Source organism: Psychrobacter phenylpyruvicus DSM 7000 = NBRC 102152 (assembly GCF_000685805.1).
Classification (GTDB): Bacteria; Pseudomonadota; Gammaproteobacteria; order Pseudomonadales; family Moraxellaceae; genus Psychrobacter; species Psychrobacter phenylpyruvicus.
Genome location: NZ_JMKP01000015.1, coordinates 52,989 through 69,880 on the forward strand (window position 1 = coordinate 52,989; position 16,892 = coordinate 69,880).

General features: G+C 41.4%; 10 protein-coding genes and 1 pseudogene. 7 read left to right on the forward strand and 4 right to left on the reverse strand.

Features of this window, described 5'->3' with window-relative positions:
- Positions 1–4 precede the first annotated feature (4 nt).
- Entirely contained in the window at positions 5–1,090 is a 1,086-nt protein-coding gene (gene trpS / locus G561_RS0107505; RefSeq protein ID WP_028858989.1) for a tryptophan--tRNA ligase, read from the reverse strand.
- Positions 1,091–1,405: 315 nt separating this feature from the next.
- Between trpS and G561_RS0107510 the strand changes: the two genes are divergently transcribed.
- Positions 1,406–3,274 carry a calcium-binding protein gene (locus G561_RS0107510; protein ID WP_028858990.1) on the forward strand — a complete coding sequence of 623 codons (1,869 nt, stop codon included), beginning with the start codon at positions 1,406–1,408 and terminating at the stop codon, positions 3,272–3,274.
- Between the two features lie 92 nt (positions 3,275–3,366).
- On the opposite strand, the gene G561_RS14240 is transcribed toward G561_RS0107510, so the two are convergent.
- Positions 3,367–4,371 (reverse strand): LpxL/LpxP family acyltransferase, encoded by a 1,005-nt coding sequence (locus G561_RS14240; protein WP_051584440.1) that lies wholly within the window; start codon positions 4,369–4,371, stop codon positions 3,367–3,369.
- 418 nt (positions 4,372–4,789) lie between these two features.
- Complete coding sequence (locus tag G561_RS0107520; RefSeq protein ID WP_028858991.1) at positions 4,790–6,757, reverse strand: ATP-binding cassette domain-containing protein; 1,968 nt, start codon at positions 6,755–6,757, stop codon at positions 4,790–4,792.
- A 186-nt stretch (positions 6,758–6,943) separates the two neighbouring features.
- Here G561_RS0107520 and G561_RS0107525 point away from each other — a divergent pair, with 186 nt between their 5' ends.
- From G561_RS0107525 to G561_RS14985, 5 genes are all read left to right on the forward strand, one after another.
- Positions 6,944–7,192, forward strand: coding sequence for a SlyX family protein (locus G561_RS0107525; RefSeq protein ID WP_028858992.1), 249 nt, complete (start codon positions 6,944–6,946; stop codon positions 7,190–7,192).
- Positions 7,193–7,494: 302 nt separating this feature from the next.
- Positions 7,495–8,874 carry an OmpP1/FadL family transporter gene (locus G561_RS0107530; RefSeq protein ID WP_028858993.1) on the forward strand — a complete coding sequence of 460 codons (1,380 nt, stop codon included), beginning with the start codon at positions 7,495–7,497 and terminating at the stop codon, positions 8,872–8,874.
- Between the two features lie 298 nt (positions 8,875–9,172).
- Positions 9,173–10,324 carry an OmpP1/FadL family transporter gene (locus tag G561_RS0107535; RefSeq protein WP_028858994.1) on the forward strand — a complete coding sequence of 384 codons (1,152 nt, stop codon included), beginning with the start codon at positions 9,173–9,175 and terminating at the stop codon, positions 10,322–10,324.
- Between the two features lie 262 nt (positions 10,325–10,586).
- Positions 10,587–11,960, forward strand: coding sequence for an outer membrane protein transport protein (locus G561_RS0107540; protein ID WP_028858995.1), 1,374 nt, complete (start codon positions 10,587–10,589; stop codon positions 11,958–11,960).
- A gap of 164 nt (positions 11,961–12,124) precedes the next feature.
- Positions 12,125–15,913 carry a transferrin-binding protein-like solute binding protein gene (locus G561_RS14985; protein ID WP_028858996.1) on the forward strand — a complete coding sequence of 1,263 codons (3,789 nt, stop codon included), beginning with the start codon at positions 12,125–12,127 and terminating at the stop codon, positions 15,911–15,913.
- 39 nt (positions 15,914–15,952) lie between these two features.
- On the opposite strand, the pseudogene G561_RS15175 reads toward G561_RS14985, so the two are convergent.
- Positions 15,953–16,066, reverse strand: a pseudogene (locus G561_RS15175) (IS3 family transposase); the annotation flags it as partial.
- A gap of 309 nt (positions 16,067–16,375) precedes the next feature.
- On the opposite strand from G561_RS15175, the gene G561_RS15545 reads away from it, so the two are divergent.
- The coding region (locus G561_RS15545) for a hypothetical protein (RefSeq protein WP_028858997.1) at positions 16,376–16,892 on the forward strand (517 nt) is incomplete at its 3' end.

The window sequence follows — 16,892 nt, forward strand, 5'->3', positions numbered from 1 at the left end:
GCCCTTATTTCAACTTAGCCAGAGGCTTGATGCCAATAGCACGGCGTGCTTTGTCTAGCTGTCTGCGGCTATGACGGCGTGCTTTTTCACCACCAGCTTGCAAGATCTCTTCCAGCTCTTTTGGATTTGCCATCAGCTCAAAATAGCGGTCTCGGAATGGCGCAATCTCAGAGTTAATTTTTTCAAATAGGATTTGTTTGGCATCACCCCAAGCAATACCCGCTTCAAACTGTGCACGCAGGTCAGCAATTTCACTAGGCGTAGCAAAAGCACGGTAGATCTCAAAGATGACTGAATCATCTGGATTCTTTGGCTCTTCAGGTGCTTGTGAGTTGGTAACAATCTGCATAACCGCCTTGCGCAGTTGTTTTTCGGGATCAACTTGAGGGTTATATTCGCCAAATAATGGAATAATGTTGTTGTAACTTTTACTCATTTTTCGACCATCAAGACCAGTTAATAATGGCATGTCATCATCAACTACAGCAGATGGTAGGGTAAATAGTGATTTGTACTTATGGTTAAAAGTACCCGCGATGTCACGTGCCATCTCTACGTGCTGGATTTGGTCACGACCTACCGGTACGTGGGTGGCATTAAACATTAAAATGTCAGCTGCCATAAGTACTGGATAACCAAATAGACCCATGGTGATGTTGTGATCGGCATCGACGTCATTGTTTAGGTTAACATCAACTGCTGCCTTATATGCGTGAGCACGATTCATTAAACCTTTGGCGCATGAGCAGTTCAATATCCACGCCAGCTCAGGAATTTCAGGCACATCAGATTGGCGATAAAAAACCACTTTTTCAGGGTCCAAACCGCAGGCAAGCCAAGTGGCAGCAATGGCTTTGGTAGACTCGTGGATTTGTTTTGGATCGGCGCATTTAATAATACTGTGGTAATCGGCTAAGAAGAAAAAGGATTGATCTTTCTCATTATCGCTGTTTTGCGTGGACTGTATGGCTGGTCTAATAGCGCCCACATAGTTACCTAAATGCGGGATACCTGTGGTCTGCACCCCTGTTAAAAAACGTTTTGGTTGATTGGCTACTGTTTGGTTTGGATGGGTCTCTGATACGCTCATAAATCACTCAACTTCTAAAACAGGTTGTTGTAAAGGTTATCTAGATAATAAAGGTATTGTATCGGCCCAGTATAACAAATAATCATTATTTTTTAGTCATATAGTCATAAATAGACCATACAATAACTGATTATCTGATTTGCTGTAAGCGGGTTGTTATCAGCTCTATAAAGGCAGACATATACAGATTACCATTAGTTTCTAATTTCATTGTTGCTAATTACTTTAATCTATAACATAATTTTGGGCTCGATGTTTCAAGGTTGAAGGACGGCTCTGTTATTCAACCACACACTATTATAAGGATATAACAGTATGGGAATGTTCAACTACAAAAACTACTCCAGTGAAGAGTCTGCTAAATTAGTGGACGATGCCAGTCATCTCTCGGCTTATACCAATGCCTTCAGTGTTTTTGGCTTTATACCAGGCGCAGATGCGCTAAATCTAGTCGGTCAGTTAACCGGAGATTTGTTTCCTAATAAGACCAATGTTGGCATTCCAGAGGGATGGGCTAAACTGACTCCTAGTGATCTGGGTGTCAGTGACTCTTTAGTCGATAGAGAAGGTTACTTTCAGATTGAGAGTATGTTTAGTGGTAAGGCTGTGGGTGGGCCACAGGCGCTTATCTTCGGTCAATATGATGCAGCTGGCAAGTTGACTGGCATCAACCTTAATATCTCGGGTACCAACAATCTGATTGATGTATTAGATTATCTAGACTTTAACAGCCGCAAAGGTATCGCTTTATTAGAGCCGATTTTGGCTATCGTCAAAGATTTCGCGGTGGCTAATGGTTTAAGTGGTAGCGACGTCTTGATTAGTGGTTATAGTGCGGGCGCCGCCGTTACTAACATGATTGCAGCTGAGCGTGAAATCTTAGCTGATGGATTCTTTGAAGATGCCGATTATATAGCATTTGCCGTACCCACCATTTATGATAACCCAGACGTTATTTTAAACTTTGGTTATGAAAACGATGTGGTGCACCGCATTACTGGTACCGAATCTAATATTATAGATGCGATTAAAGCTGCCGACTTTGGGCTGGTTAACCCAGACAAGGACTTTAGTAGTTCAACTGACAACGTGGTGCTGTTCAATGATGTCTATGCTTCCCCCATCTGGGATGTGAGCCTATTCTCTATATTGAATATTCCTACCGGTTGGTATGCCCACATTAATGGTGTTACCACAGATGCCATTACCCGTATTATTAACTCCACTTTTTATGAGCATACCAAGCAAGACAGTACCGTTATTGTGGCAGATTTAACTGCTATAAGCCGTGCAACCACTTGGGTACAAGATGATAAATCACATACCTCTAGCCATTATGGTAGCTCAGCCTTTATTGTGGGCAGCGAACATGATGACTTAATTGCTGGCGGTAGCAACTTTGATTATATCGATGCTGGCAAAGGCAATGACATTATCAAAGCTGGGGTTGGGGTCGACCATATTGATGGAAACGAAGGTCATGACCAAGTCCGTGTCGCAGGCAGAAGCAGTGATTGGGATGTGTTTAAAATGGCTGATGATACCTTATTCTTCTTAGATAAGAAGGGTATTAATCTGGTAGAAGCGGATAACGTTGAAGCAGTTAGTTTTGAAAAAGAGCTTGCTAGTCATCTTAATAATTATGATATAGGCAGTAGTGGTTTAATTGAAAACCGTCCGGTTATCAAATGGTTTAGCAAAGGCAAAAGCTATGGAGAACACACCGAAGGCAGTGATGGTGATGATAGCTTAACTGGTAATATCGTCTTCGGTCGTGAAGGGGATGACATCATCCATGGTACAAATGGCAATAATACCCTTCATGGGGGTCAAGGCGATGATATCCTATATGGTTTAGCCGGCAATGATAAGCTTTATGGCGCTGAAGGTGATGATAGGCTTGATGGTGGCGCAGGCAATGACTGGCTAATTGGTGGCATTGGCAACGATACCTTTGTTATCGGTGAAAATGCAGGCTCTGATACCATCGTAGATTTCAATAATGATATTGGCTATAACGATGTTATTGAATTCTCTTCCTCTATATTCCAAAGCTTTACTGACTTAGCGGCCAAAACCATTCAATCCAAAACTGATGTGCTGGTCAGTCTTAATTCGACCGACTATTTGACAGTGCTTAATTCTACGGTAGAGGATGTGTTGAGCTCTTCAGTCATTATCTAATACAACTTTACTTTTATCACAATTAGTTTTTATAAAAAAAGGACGGTTCCTTAATGGAAGCGTCCTTTTTTTCTACGACTCTATTGGCAGAATTATTTATTAGAGGTTTTTTTATTGTAGTAAGAAGTACGACCAGTTTCTGCATTTTTATAGCGTTTATGAAACCACATCCACTGCGTAGGATCAATGCGGATTAGACTTTCTAAAACCTCATTGATGCGGGTCGCATCGGCCACCTCATCTTTGGTAGGGTAGTTCTCTAAAGCTGGCGTGATACTCAGGTGATAATGGGGCCGCTTGCCACGAGGAATATGGTCTGGAGTTTGTCTATAAGTATGTAGAGCCATGACCGCTGGCGGGTTGGATTTGTCTCCCATACGGGCCAATCGTCTCGGGGCGGTTACTGTAGCGGCAGGTACCCCAAAAAAAGGCGCCATTACCCCATGTTTTAGTCCATAATCCTGATCTGGAGAGTACCAAACCACGCGGCCTTCTCGGATACGGCTTACAAGCTTACGCATATTGTGATGGTCAATCTGTTCATCAAAGATATGACGACGACCATTATATATAAACCAATCTAGCAGTTCGTTATTTTGAGGACGATAAACACAATCAACGGCTGAGAACTGAGTAAATAAACGGCCACCTAAATCTAGCATGGTGTAATGACCACCCAGTAGCAGCACAGCCTTACCTTGTTTTTTGGCTTCAACCAAATGCTGCAACCCTGAAATAGAAACAGTACGAGTAAAGACATTTGGACGGAACCAAGCGCATAAGGTCTCAAACACGCCAATACCTTGATTGACAAAGACTTGCTTAGCCATAAGCTCACGGTCTGCAGCCATTTTTTCGGGAAAGGCAAGCTCAAGGTTGATTAAGGTGTCATGTCTACGACTTTTTACCAAATGATAAAGAGCAATCCCTAACTGTCGCCCAATCCAGAACTGAAGCCGTAAAGGCAAGTAAATGAGTGGCAATACTAAAGCAAGTAGCAGCCAAATCCCCCAATATTTAGGGGCTAAATAAGCCAGTTTAAAAGGCTTTCTATCCGCTATAGAGGTTTGTTTGTGGTTCTCGCTAATGGTCGGCATACCTGCTGGAATGGGAACAGGCTTTGGGGGGTTAGAAGTCACAGAAGGTTGAGTCGAGTTAGGCTTAGGCTCTGTCTCAGGCGTATAGTGCTGAACCGATGACTGTACAGGAATCCGGTTCGACTGTTGCTTGTTAGGACTGTCGTTAGGCGAGGAGGGAGTATTCATAAAGTTTCACCAGGATTGGACCTGAAGGCCGGCAATGATTATCAGTCGACCTTGATCCAACTAACCAGAAGGTAACCCCAAAGTAATGAGTAATAAAAGAGCTGGCAACAAAGAATTTGCTAATCCGCTAGCTTAGAGTTATGGGGTTACTTATGAGTGTCCAATTGAAGTTTTGAGCGTTAAATTAAAGAGTAAGGGACGATGGCTTGGGCGATAAATCATTTAATAACCAGCCATCTGAGCCAAGCAGTTAGCTATAGCTATCTAGCTCATCCCAACGCTCTAACTTGATCATAAGCTCTTCATCTATTGCCGCCAGTCTTTCACTAGCAGCAGTAGCGGCTTCTAAGTCGGTGGTAAACCAGCTACCATCAGCCAGCTTTTGTTGCAGATCGGCCTGCTCTTTTTCTAACTTAGAGATCTGACTGGGTAATTCATCAAGCTCTCTTTGTTCATTATAACTGAGCTTACGTTTAGGAGTTGTTGCCGCTTTGTCATCAGCAGCTGGGGTAGGAGCTGACTCTTTATCTGATTTTTTACTGTTGTCAGCCTTTGCAGCAGCTGTTTCTTTAGCATTGAAGCTGTCTTCGCGCTGCTTTTGCACCAAGTAATCTTGATAACCACCGACATACTCTTTCACAATGCCATTGCCTTCTTCATCTTGATCAAATACCCAAGTCGAAGTAACCACGTTGTCCATAAAGGCACGGTCATGACTAATAAGTAGGATGGTACCATCGAAGTTTGCTACGGATTCTTCCAATAGCTCAAGTGTCGCCATATCTAAGTCATTAGTTGGCTCGTCGAGTACCATAACGTTGGCAGGCTTTAGCAGTTGTTTCGCCAGTAGGACCCGGTTTCTTTCACCTCCTGACAAAGCTTTTACTGGGGTGCGGGCGCGTTCTGGAGCAAACAAGAAATCTTGTAAATAGCTCATAATATGAGTCTTTTTGCCACCCACTTCAATGAAGTCAGAGCCCTCAGATACGTTTTGAGCCACACTGGCTTCCAGGTCTAATTGATCGCGCAATTGATCGAAGAAAGCTATTTGTAAGTTGGTGCCTAAGGTGACGCTACCACGCTGCACAACTTGGTCATCTGACTCACCGAGGATGGCTTTAATAAGTGTGGTTTTACCGGCGCCATTAGGCCCAATAATACCAATCTTATCGCCACGGATAATGGTGGTGCTAAAGTCATCTACCAATACGTTGCCATCATATTCAAGGTGTAAGTTTTTCACTTTACAGACCAGCTTACCGCTCTTATCGCCACTGGCCATAGTAATGTTGACGTTGCCTACTTGCTCACGGCGTTTTTTACGCTCTTCACGCAGTTGCTTCAACTCACGGACCCGGCCTTCATTACGGGTACGACGTGCTTTGATGCCTTGACGAATCCACACTTCTTCTTGAGCCAGTTTTTTATCAAAATTGGCATTGTTTTTCTCTTCAGCAATCAACTGTTGCTCTTTGAGCTCTTGATAACGCGCATAGCCGCCAGCGCCTTGAGTGACGTCATAGCTTGAAAGCTTACCGCGGTCCAACTCAATAATGCGAGTCGCTAATTTATCGACGAAGGCCCTATCGTGGGTGATGAACAATAAGGTTAATCCCTGCCAGTCTTTTAAGAACTGCTCTAGCCATTCAATACTTTCCACATCCAAGTGGTTAGTTGGCTCATCAAGTAATAGAATATCAGGCTTGGTCACTAAGGAGCGAGCCAGTAGCACCCGGCGTTTACGACCACCGGATAGCGAAGACAAATCATCCTCAGGATCGAGCCCCATAGTAGTAATAATTTGACGGGCCTCACGCTCTAAGTCCCAACCATGTGCAGCATCAATATCATGCTGCAGGTTAGACATGGCCTCACAAGCGTCCATATCGCCAGATGCACACTGATCGGCTTTTTTATTATAGGCAATAAGTAAATCGGCGGTTTTTTTGTCGCCGCCCATAACGATGTCTAAGATACGACCACTGCTTTCTGGTACATCCTGCTCAAGCATGGCAACTTTGACACTACTATTAATGATGACCTCACCACTGTCTGGAACGATTCTGCCATCAATGAGCTTAAATAGAGTGGATTTACCCTCTCCGTTGCGTCCAATCAGACAGACGCGTTCTCCAGCCTCAATACTAAGATCGACGCCATCAAGAATAGGAGCAACACCGAAAGCTAAGTGGATGTTTTTTAGATTAATAAGTGCCATATATGTATGTTTACCATTATTTATAAGTTATGTTCTTAACTACTACATGTTAAAATTGAGTACAGTATATCACGCGGGCAGGGAATCATAACCTGTCATCGTATTTGGCCTCCTTAAAATCATTAGGTTTGCTACAAGGGCAGGGTCAAATCTTCATTTATCCATTCTTATATTCAGAAGAAGTCCATGTCGAATTTAGCACAGAACCGTGGTGATAATTTTGATCACTTAAAGCAGCAAATAGCCGATCTACAATCCAACGTAGCGTACTTAGAGCTCACAGTCGATAGTTTAGATCAGGTTATTGCTAAGCAAGATAAGCAAATTCAAGACATGCAGCGTCAGTTGCAGCTGTTGTACGTTCAGTTAAATAGAGTCAGTGACTCAGGCATAGCACCTTTTGATGCTGCCTCAGAAGTTCCTCCGCACTATTGATAATTTATGCAGCTACGTACTTATACTTTGTTATATATATTTAAGCTGTTTTGACAGTTAATTTAAGTCAGTTTATGGAAATAAAGCAGAGTGCTGTAGAAAATAATTATAAATATATCAAAGTGTTGCAATTTATTTCTTGATTAAGTAATATTGCCAGTGATTAATTATTATGTGGTTGAAAGGTAACCTATCTCAATAATAATTAGCGCCCATCCCTCTGTTTTATGATTTCACACTTTGTGAGAGTCTAATCATAATACCTTAGTCCTCATCCTATAAATGGAATTTTGGAGAAATAAATGCGCTCTACTTTTAATATCAAACCCCTCGTCACTGCCGTTGCTGCCTTATCTGTTGCTAGCTTAGCGTCTGCTGCTGGTCTTTCGCGTTCAGAGCAAGATGTCTCTGCCTTCTTACAAGATGGCACCTATGCTGAAGCGGTATATACCTATTTCGATGGAGATGTAACAGGTAAAGATATAAACGGTAATAAAATCAAAGATATCGCAGAGAGTTATGATTTCTTCCGTTATGGCGCAAAAGCAGATATCAACGATACCTTTAGTATCGGTGTACTCTATGATGAGCCGTGGGGTGCTGCAGCTGATTACGATAATAACAGTATATTCGGTGGGGCTCCGACAAAAGTAGCAAATGGAATGATTTCTGGACGTGATATTACTAATCCAGTAACAAATGATAAAGTAACTAATGTTGCTGAGTTTGAACAATATGTCCGAACTATTGAAGGCTTAGCAGCCAACGGTCTTGCCAAACCTGAGGATGTACAGAAACTTCAATATTTAGAAGGTGAGTTGGCAACAGCACTAGCCAATACCGAAGGAACCAATGTTGAGGTTCGTTCTGAAAGCCTAACTGGTCTAGTAGGTATGAAGTTCGGTCAGAACAAAGAGTTCCAAGTTTATGGTGGTCCGGTAGCTCAGCGCATCAAAGCAGATGTTAAATTACGTGGCGATGCTTATCTAAGTGCGACGGGTTATGACTTAAATGTAAACCCAGATACCGACTATGGTTGGCTTGCCGGTTTCCAATATAGTAAACCAGAAATCGGTCTAAAAGCTGCTTTGACTTATCGTTCAGAGATTGATCATAGTATGGATGTTGGCGAATACATGCCATTATTAGCATTAATTGGTGATAAACCAAAACAAGTTAATAAAATGAAAGTAACCACACCAGAGTCAGTGAACTTTGATTTCCAAACCGGTATTAACCCAACTACTTTAGCGACAGCCAAAGTACGCTGGGTGCCTTGGGGCGATTTCGCAGTAACTCCGCCACTATATAATGAAGCAACTGTTAAGAGCGGGGATTATGGCCCTAATGGCTTAAACTTGATTGATTATGACGATGACCAATGGATGGTAGAGCTAGGTCTGGCTAAGCGTGTGGCAGACAATCTAGCTGTATCTGGAACAGTAGGTTGGGATAGTGGTGCGGGCAACCCTGTGACCTCATTAGGCCCAGTTGAAGGCTATTATAGCGTCGGTCTTGGTGCTAAATACGATATGACTAAGAATTGGTCAATATCAGCCGGTGGTAAATATCTATGGATAGGTGATGCCAAAGGTGTTATCCCAAATGGAGATCAGGTAAGTACATTTGAAGACAATGATGGTTTTGCATTAGGGGTTAGATTATCTTATCAAGATAAGTAAATCTTAAATTAGTATTTACAAAAAAAAGCAGCCGTTGGCTGCTTTTTTTATTATTAAATAAAAATAAATATATTGCTATGCAATAAAACTTTAAGTATTATTTGAAAAAGTGTTAATTCATGTTAATTTACGTTGTTTTTAATTTAAGCGTTTCAATCAAGACATGCTAATTTATGCTGCAATACTTTTCACTAGCATCAGGCATTTAGCATGTCTGGTACAGGAAGTACCAAGTTCTCAATAAGCTAATTATATAGCTTATGTTACGAGAATTAATTTTTCTTATGGAGCGTTTCAAATGTCAACACCTTTCACCTTTTCAAAACTTACCCTCGTCTTTTTAACCCTACCTTTAGCCTCTTTATCACACTCTGCTGGAGTTGATCGTTCTGGTCAGGATATTAGCGCATTTTTACAAGATGGTACCTATGCTGAAGCTGTCTATACTTATATCGATGCTGACATTAGCGGCGTAGACAATGCAAACAACAAAACTGGTGATATATTCAAAACTTATGACTTCTTCCGTTATGGTGTAAAAACAGATATTGATGATACTCTTAGTATCGGCGTTCTATATGATGAACCTTTTGGTGCAGAAGCTGGTTATAAGGATAAAAGTAATTTTGTCTCTTCTAATGCATCACCGACGGTTGGTGAGGGCACAGACGTAAGTCTTCGCACTTATAACTTAACTGGTATTTTAGGGGCCAAAATCGGTGCAGCTAAAAATATACAAGTATATGCTGGGCCTGTATATCAAAAGGCAGCCGCTGAGCTTGAGATACGTGGTGATGCTTATGGGCCTTTTGATGGTTATGATGCTACCATGTCATCAGATAATGCTATGGGGTGGTTAGCAGGTTTTGCTTATAGTAAACCTGAAAAGGCATTAAAAGCAGCTTTAACTTACCGCTCTGAGATTGAACATGACATAAATTCTACAGAAGTATTCAAAGGTAATGACTATCAAACTAAAATTGAACTAACTACCCCTGAGTCGTATAACTTTGATTTTCAAACAGGGCTTAACCGAACCACATTAGCTACTGTAAATGTCCGTTATGTACCTTGGTCTGACTTTGCAATTGTTCCGCCAAAATATACTTCGATAACTAAAGGACCACTAATCGCTTATAGTGATGACCAGTGGAAGGTTGACCTTGGACTAGCTAAGCGTATTGCTGATAATTTAGCGATATCTGGAACAGTGGGCTGGGATAGTGGTGCTGGTAACCCTGTATCTTCATTAGGTCCAATTGAAGGCTATTATAGCGTGGGTCTAGGTGCCAAATATAATATGAATAAAAACTGGGCTATCTCTGCCGGAGGTAAATACCTAAAATTTGGAGATGCCAAAGGTGCATTATCAAGTGGCACCATTGTTTCTAACTTTGAAGACAATGACGGCTTTGCACTAGGCGTTAAGCTTTCATACCAAGATAAATAACTGGTTATAACTAGGTGGAATAAAAAAAGTAGCCATATGGCTACTTTTTTTATTTAAACCAGTTTTTAAATCAAAGGTTGCTATATTTATACAGTTTGATTATTATAATTACACGATTTACTAGCTCTTACATATCTGTAATATACTTAGCGGATATTTAAGAGCCCAGTATAGTTGGCACTGGATGGCCTGGCACCTTATTAACATTTTTTTTGCTATTAGTAATAAGTACTGTGTCTATTTTTTTCATGGAGGATTTCAAATGTCACAAAAGTTCCCTATCTCTAAGCTAACGCTTGCTCTTCTAGCTCTTCCCCTTGCTTCTCTCACTCATGCTGCAGGTATTGACCGTTCAGGTCAGGACATTAAAGGCTTCTTTAATGACGGCACTTACGCCGAAATCGATTATGCTTATCTAAAAACCGATATTTCAGGTCATGATCATGGCGGTCCATTTAATATTGCTAAGACGGAAGGGGAATATATAAAAGGCAATCCCACAGGAAACATATCAAAGGATGCTTATAGCTTTATGCGTTATGGGGTTAAGACTGATGTAAATGATATGATTAGTGTGGGGCTTTTTTATGATGAGCCTTATGGTGCCGAAGTTAGATATGAAGGTGAGAGCGCTTTTATTTCTAAAGAAGGAGTTCCGACACTGGCTGATCCTGAAAATCCAAACCCTAGCATAACTAATGACTTCATCAATCCAAATGTATTGGATGATAGTTATGACAAAGGAACCAATGTAAGACTTCATACTGAATCTTGGACAGGATTAGTTGGCTTTAAGTCACCAGATGGTTTCCAAATCTATGGTGGTCCTGTATTACAAAAAGCAGAAGCTAAGGTTAACTTACGTGGTAGTGCTTACGGTCCATTGACTGGCTATGATGCCAACGTCAACCATGATACAGCTTGGGGCTGGGTAGCTGGTGTCGGCTATAGCAAGCCTGAAATTGCCTTAAAAGCTAACTTAACTTATCGTTCAGAGATTGAGCATAAAACTGATTTGGCTGAATATATTCCTTTGTTAGATAATGGTATTTTAAAAGGTGCATTTTTAAACAAGTTAGGTATTGATCCCAATTCAGATCTTGCGAATGCTATTAGTGCAAGAGCAAGTACTGAAGCTAAAGTGACCACGCCTGCATCGGTTAACTTTAACTTTGAAACCGGCTTAAGTGCTAAACATCAATTATTAGGAACCCTAGATGTGCGCTGGGTGCCTTGGAGCGACTTTAGTATCGTACCGCCACTGTATAACGCTTATTCTAAGGCTGCAACACAAGATAACAAAGGTTTACCATTGCTAGATTATAAAGACGATCAATGGAAAGTTGACGTCGGTCTAGCCAAAAGATTTAATGAAAAACTAGCAGGATCTGTGGTTGTCGGTTGGGACTCAGGTGCCGGTGATCCTGTTAGCTCTCTAGGACCTGTTGAGGGGTATTACAGCATCGGTGGCGGTGTTAAATATAATGTTACTCCTGAGTGGGCCGTTTCCGTCGGTGGTAAATATTTGAAATTTGGTGATGCTGCCGGTAAGTTGCCTAATGGTAGTATTGTAAGTAAGTTCGAAGATAATGATGGCTATATATTAGGTGCTAAGCTTTCTTATCATGGCAAGTAGAGTCAAAACTCTACCAAAGTCAGGTTTAATAAGCTTACTAATGCAGAAGCTATCAGATAAAACCTTCTATCTGTCTTGCTGTTATCTCATAACTTGCAAACAGACAGATTTACAAAGTTCAGTAAAATTAATGGATTAATTAATACCTTCATGGAGGAAGACAAATGTCAGCTAAAGACAATTCAATTACACATGGCACAACTATCAAGCAGTTAAATACACCACTTAAAGCCAGTGTGGTACTGGTTTCTGCTATGTTAATGGCAGCTTGTGGAAGCAATGGAACACAGTCTTATAATTTAGAGGATGTTTTTGGAAGCTCTCAGCTGCCTGGTGGTAGTGTTTCACAAGATGAGCTAGATAAGGCCGAAAAAGAGAAAGCCGAAGCTGAAGAGAGAGCTGAAGCAGCAAAAAAAGCTAAAGAAGAGGCAGAAGCTGCCGCAGCAGAGCAAAAAGCAAAAGCAGAAGCAGCACAACAAGAGGCTGCGGAGCAAAAAGCAAAAGCAGAAGCTGCGCAAAAAGAAGCTGCTGATGCCAAAGCTCAATTAGAAAAAATTCAAGCACAATTAGATCAGGCAATAAAAGATCTAGAAGAGGCCTTAGCTTCAGGTGGTAGTAATACTGAATACTTTGAAGCTCAAGTAGAACTTAAAGAGAATGAGCTTAAAGAAGCTCAGGCGGCAGTTGATGCTGCAACACAAGAGGCAGAAAGTGCTCAGCAAAAAGCTGAAGCGCAAGCTGAAGCAGCAGCAGCAGCGCAAAAAGCAGTTCAAGATGCACAAGCAGCAGCAGCGATTAACAATGATCCAGAAGCAGCTAAGTCTGGCGTTCAGTCTATTAATGTGGGTACATCCGTTGCAGGTCTTGAAGATTTCGTTATTACTACTAGAGACTTTGATATCGGTGAAAGCAATGTAGTTGCTCGTGCTGACCTTGCGTCAAATAATCTATTACCGAAGGTCGATGTTAACATTTCAGGTGAAGGTGATACTGAGCTTGAAAATGGATTTAAGAGCCATAATGATTCGACATCTATTCCAACTGCTTTAGGTGATCTACCCTTTGCTTACACCTCAGTCTATAAAGACTATGGCGATGACATGCGTATCGGTCATATTGACGGTGCGGCAAACTTAAATGGTAAAGATATTCCAGTAGATGGTATTGCAGCGGTAGGTAACGCAACCAAAGCTGAGAACATACCGACAGAAGGTACAGTAGGTTATACCGGTGATGCCACACATCGTAAGCTAGGTATAGGTAATGCCATCGAGTTTGGCTCATCTGTGTTTACCGCAGACTTTGTCGCTAAAAACCTAGCTGGTAAGTTAAGCTTCGCTAACGCAGGTGACATTAATCTTAAAGCGAACATCAATGGCAATAAATTTTCAGGCGCAGCCGATGCTAATGGCGGCTATGCTACTGAAGGTGGATTCTTCGGTGGTGATGCACAGTACCTAGGTGGTGTCTATGAAGGTAATGAGGCTCAAGGTACCTATGGTGCGAAATCTGACAAGCAAACAGTAGCAGATCAAGCAGCAGCAGATGCCCAAGAAGCAGCAGAAGCAGCACAGCAAGCACTAGCAGCACAGCAAGCTCAAGCAGAAGCAGCTCAAGCTGCAGCGGCAGAAGCCAAAGCTGAAGTTCAGAAAGCCGAAGAAGCTTTAGAAAAAGCTAAAGCTGCTTTAGAGAATGCTGGGCAAAGTGGCAATGAGCAGGCGCTTAAAGATGCTTTAGAAAAAGCACAGGCAGAAGCAGAAAAAGCGAAAGCTGATGCAGAAGCTGCAATTAAAGAAGCGAATGAGAAAGCTCAACAAGAAGTTACTGCAGCTCAAGAGCAAGTTAAAGCTGCAGAAGAACAAACCAAATTAGCACAAGATCAAGCTAATGCTGCTAAAGCTGCTGAAGCCGAAGCCAAAGCAGCGGCAGATGCAGCTGAAAAAGAAGCAGCTGACAAAATTGCAGCAGCAGAGTCTGCAGCTAAAGAGGATATTGCAGAAGCAAACAAAATAGCAGAGGAAGCCAAAGCTAAAGCTAAAACAGCTCAAGATAATGCAGAACAAGCAGAAGCCGACAGAATAGCAGCTGAACAAGCAGCTGAAAAAGCAGAGACTGCTAAAGCAGCAGCAGAACAAGCTAAGGCAGAAGCTGACAAACGTATTAAAGAATTAGAAGCTGAACTTGAAGCACTTAAAAATCCAGATGCTTATAAATCTGAAGCTGAGGCTGATAAGTCAGGCGCGCAGCATTTGAGAATAGATGTAACTGCAGTATCCGATCAGATTGGCGTTAAAAAAACCACCAGTCGCGATTTTATAATCCGTAGTTCATCAGATGTTGATGCACGTGCAGATCTTGCGCTAGAAGGTTTAGTTAACGACTCAGTAGCCATTAAAGTATCTGGAGAGAATGATGCTGAGACTAGTAATGGTTTTAAAGCGTATGAAGGCACAGGTAACGTATTATCAGAAGGTGATTTAGCTTACACCTCAACCTACAAAGACTTTGGTGATAGTGGTGAGTTGCGTATTGCTCATATTGATGGGTCTGTAATGGATGGAGCTGTTCCAGTAAATGGAGTAGTAGTATTAGGTAATAAGACAGAGACTCTCCCAACTGAAGGTACAGCGAATTATGCGGGTGATGCGACTAATCGCAAACTGGGTGTGAACAGTAAAGTTGAATACGGTAGTTCAGAGTTTACGGCTGATTTCGTTAATAAATCGCTTGACGGTACGCTTAAGTTCAAACAAGCTGGTGAGATTGGGTTGTCAGCAAATATTGATGGAAATGAATTCTCAGGTAACACTGCGGATAATAATGGCTATAACACTGAAGGTGCCTTTTACGGTAAAAATGCTAACTTTATTGGGGGTATTTATGAAGGGAAGGGCTCACAAGGTACATTTGGTGCGGAGAAGAATGGTACCCCAGCCACTCTAGTCGAGCCAGAACCTGAGACCCCAGAACCACTGGTCAATCCTGACGCCAAAGCTAATGAAGATATTGGCGGTTTCATGAGCAATACCTTAAGTAGTGAGAAGGGATTAGGTACAGAGAACCGTATAGGTTTTCGCCAGTTTATTAACGATAAACAAAGCTTTACCACAACCAGTACCGATGAGAACGGAGAGGTACAGCCTAACTTAGTTGAGAGTGCAAACACTAACAACTTCATTGACTTCGCAAAATTTGACGCTCGTTTGGATACTGTTAAGCCTGAGCAGTTTACTGAGAGTGTAGTACTAACGACGGTACGTGCAGATGATGTTGATGCTGGTAATGGCTTCATGAAATCTAAAGCTCAAAACACGGATGCAATCAACAATGCAAACTCACCGATAGGTAAGATTGAACTAAAGGTTGATTATAATTCAGTGTACAAAAACTTTGACTCAGTAATGCAGATTGGTCATGTGTATGGTGATCTTCGAAAAGAGGGTCTTGCTGCAGGTGTTAAATCTCGTTATGCGAACGTTTACGCTATCGGTAAGGCAACTGCACAAGAGGATATGGATTACCTAAAAGCACTATCACAGTACAATGTTGATAATGGCATCAATGATGGTCTAGTCGCCTATAAAGGTGATGCAACCTATGTAGAGAACATTCATTTATTAGATAGAACAGCGATGTCTCCTGTAGTAAATGGTATTTCAGAATTTAAAGTTGATTTTATCAACGATAAATTGTCTGGTACTTTAGCTTTCGAAGAAGGCAACTATAAATATATGCCAGAAGGAAATAAAATTGGTATTGAAGCTAATATTTCAGGCAACACTTTTGCTAATGAAAATGTTGGCAATACTGTCCATACTTCCGGTGGTTTCTTTGGTGAAGACGCTCAGTTCTTAGGTGGTATTTACCAAGATAACGAAGTAAAAGGTGGCTCAGGCGATGTAGCTGGAACGGGTACGAAGTTCCAAGGTACTTTCGGTGCTGAGAAGCAGTAAGCTAAAAATGAACTGAACCCGATCACTTCGATGGTTTAGTTAAAACAAGGACTGGGCTCTGTACTTTACAGGGCCCAGTCCTTTTAGTTTGGGTTGTATACGTTCATAGCTGTAGTAGTAGGTATGCTCATGAATTTTTTGCTTTAGTTCTTCAATAATTTTAGGTTTATCAATCCAAATAGTTATTAATACGGGAACTAAACTTCTAAATACATCTGCCTGAGATAAATAATTGCTTACTTTATTTCCTTACAATTTACTTTTAATTCAAAAAAGCACCCTAAGGGTGCTTTTTTAATAGGTTTATTTAACTTTATTAGATAAATGATCAAATTAACTCAAATGTTCACATTGACATCGATAGATTACTTTGCAATTATTAATTGTAACTTAAATAAATATTGTACTTTATTAGTATTATTTAACTATAGATACTTTATTATCTTTCATGGAGGAAGGCTAATGTCATCTCAACATAATTCGATTTCGTCAATTTTATCATCTAATAAACTCAACACCCCCTTAAAAGCCAGTGTAATACTGATAACCTCAGTGCTACTTTCTGCATGTGGTGGTTCGAGTACAGATTCGTACTTACCTAAAAAGGCTACACCAACTATTGACACACCAACACCGGAACCAACGCCAGAACCAACGCCAGAGCCAACACCAGAGCCAACACCAGAGCCAGCACCGGAACCAACACCGGAGCCAACACCGGAGCCAACGCCTGAGCCAAACGAACCTGAATCTGATAAGTCTGGTGTTCAATCTATTAATGTAGGAACCTCTGTTGCAGGTTTAGCAGATTTCGTAGTAACAACCCGTGACTTCGAGATTGGTGATAATAATTTAATTGCTCGTGCTGATATTGCATCAAACGGTCTATTACCTAAGGTTGACGTTAATATTTCAGGTGAGGGGGATACTGAGCTTGAAAATGGATTTATGAGTCATAATGACTCGACATCTATTCCAA

What these genes read in the sequence shown, in the direction of transcription:
- G561_RS0107520 (WP_028858991.1), bottom strand. Translation starts at nt 6,757, where the DNA reads ATGGCACTTATTAATCTAAAAAACATCCACTTAGCTTTCGGTGTTGCT.
- G561_RS0107535 (WP_028858994.1), top strand. Translation starts at nt 9,173, where the DNA reads ATGTCAACACCTTTCACCTTTTCAAAACTTACCCTCGTCTTTTTAACC.
- G561_RS0107540 (WP_028858995.1), top strand. Translation starts at nt 10,587, where the DNA reads ATGTCACAAAAGTTCCCTATCTCTAAGCTAACGCTTGCTCTTCTAGCT.
- G561_RS0107510 (WP_028858990.1), top strand. Translation starts at nt 1,406, where the DNA reads ATGGGAATGTTCAACTACAAAAACTACTCCAGTGAAGAGTCTGCTAAA.
- trpS (WP_028858989.1), bottom strand. Translation starts at nt 1,090, where the DNA reads ATGAGCGTATCAGAGACCCATCCAAACCAAACAGTAGCCAATCAACCA.
- G561_RS0107530 (WP_028858993.1), top strand. Translation starts at nt 7,495, where the DNA reads ATGCGCTCTACTTTTAATATCAAACCCCTCGTCACTGCCGTTGCTGCC.
- G561_RS0107525 (WP_028858992.1), top strand. Translation starts at nt 6,944, where the DNA reads ATGTCGAATTTAGCACAGAACCGTGGTGATAATTTTGATCACTTAAAG.
- G561_RS14240 (WP_051584440.1), bottom strand. Translation starts at nt 4,371, where the DNA reads ATGCCGACCATTAGCGAGAACCACAAACAAACCTCTATAGCGGATAGA.
- G561_RS14985 (WP_028858996.1), top strand. Translation starts at nt 12,125, where the DNA reads ATGTCAGCTAAAGACAATTCAATTACACATGGCACAACTATCAAGCAG.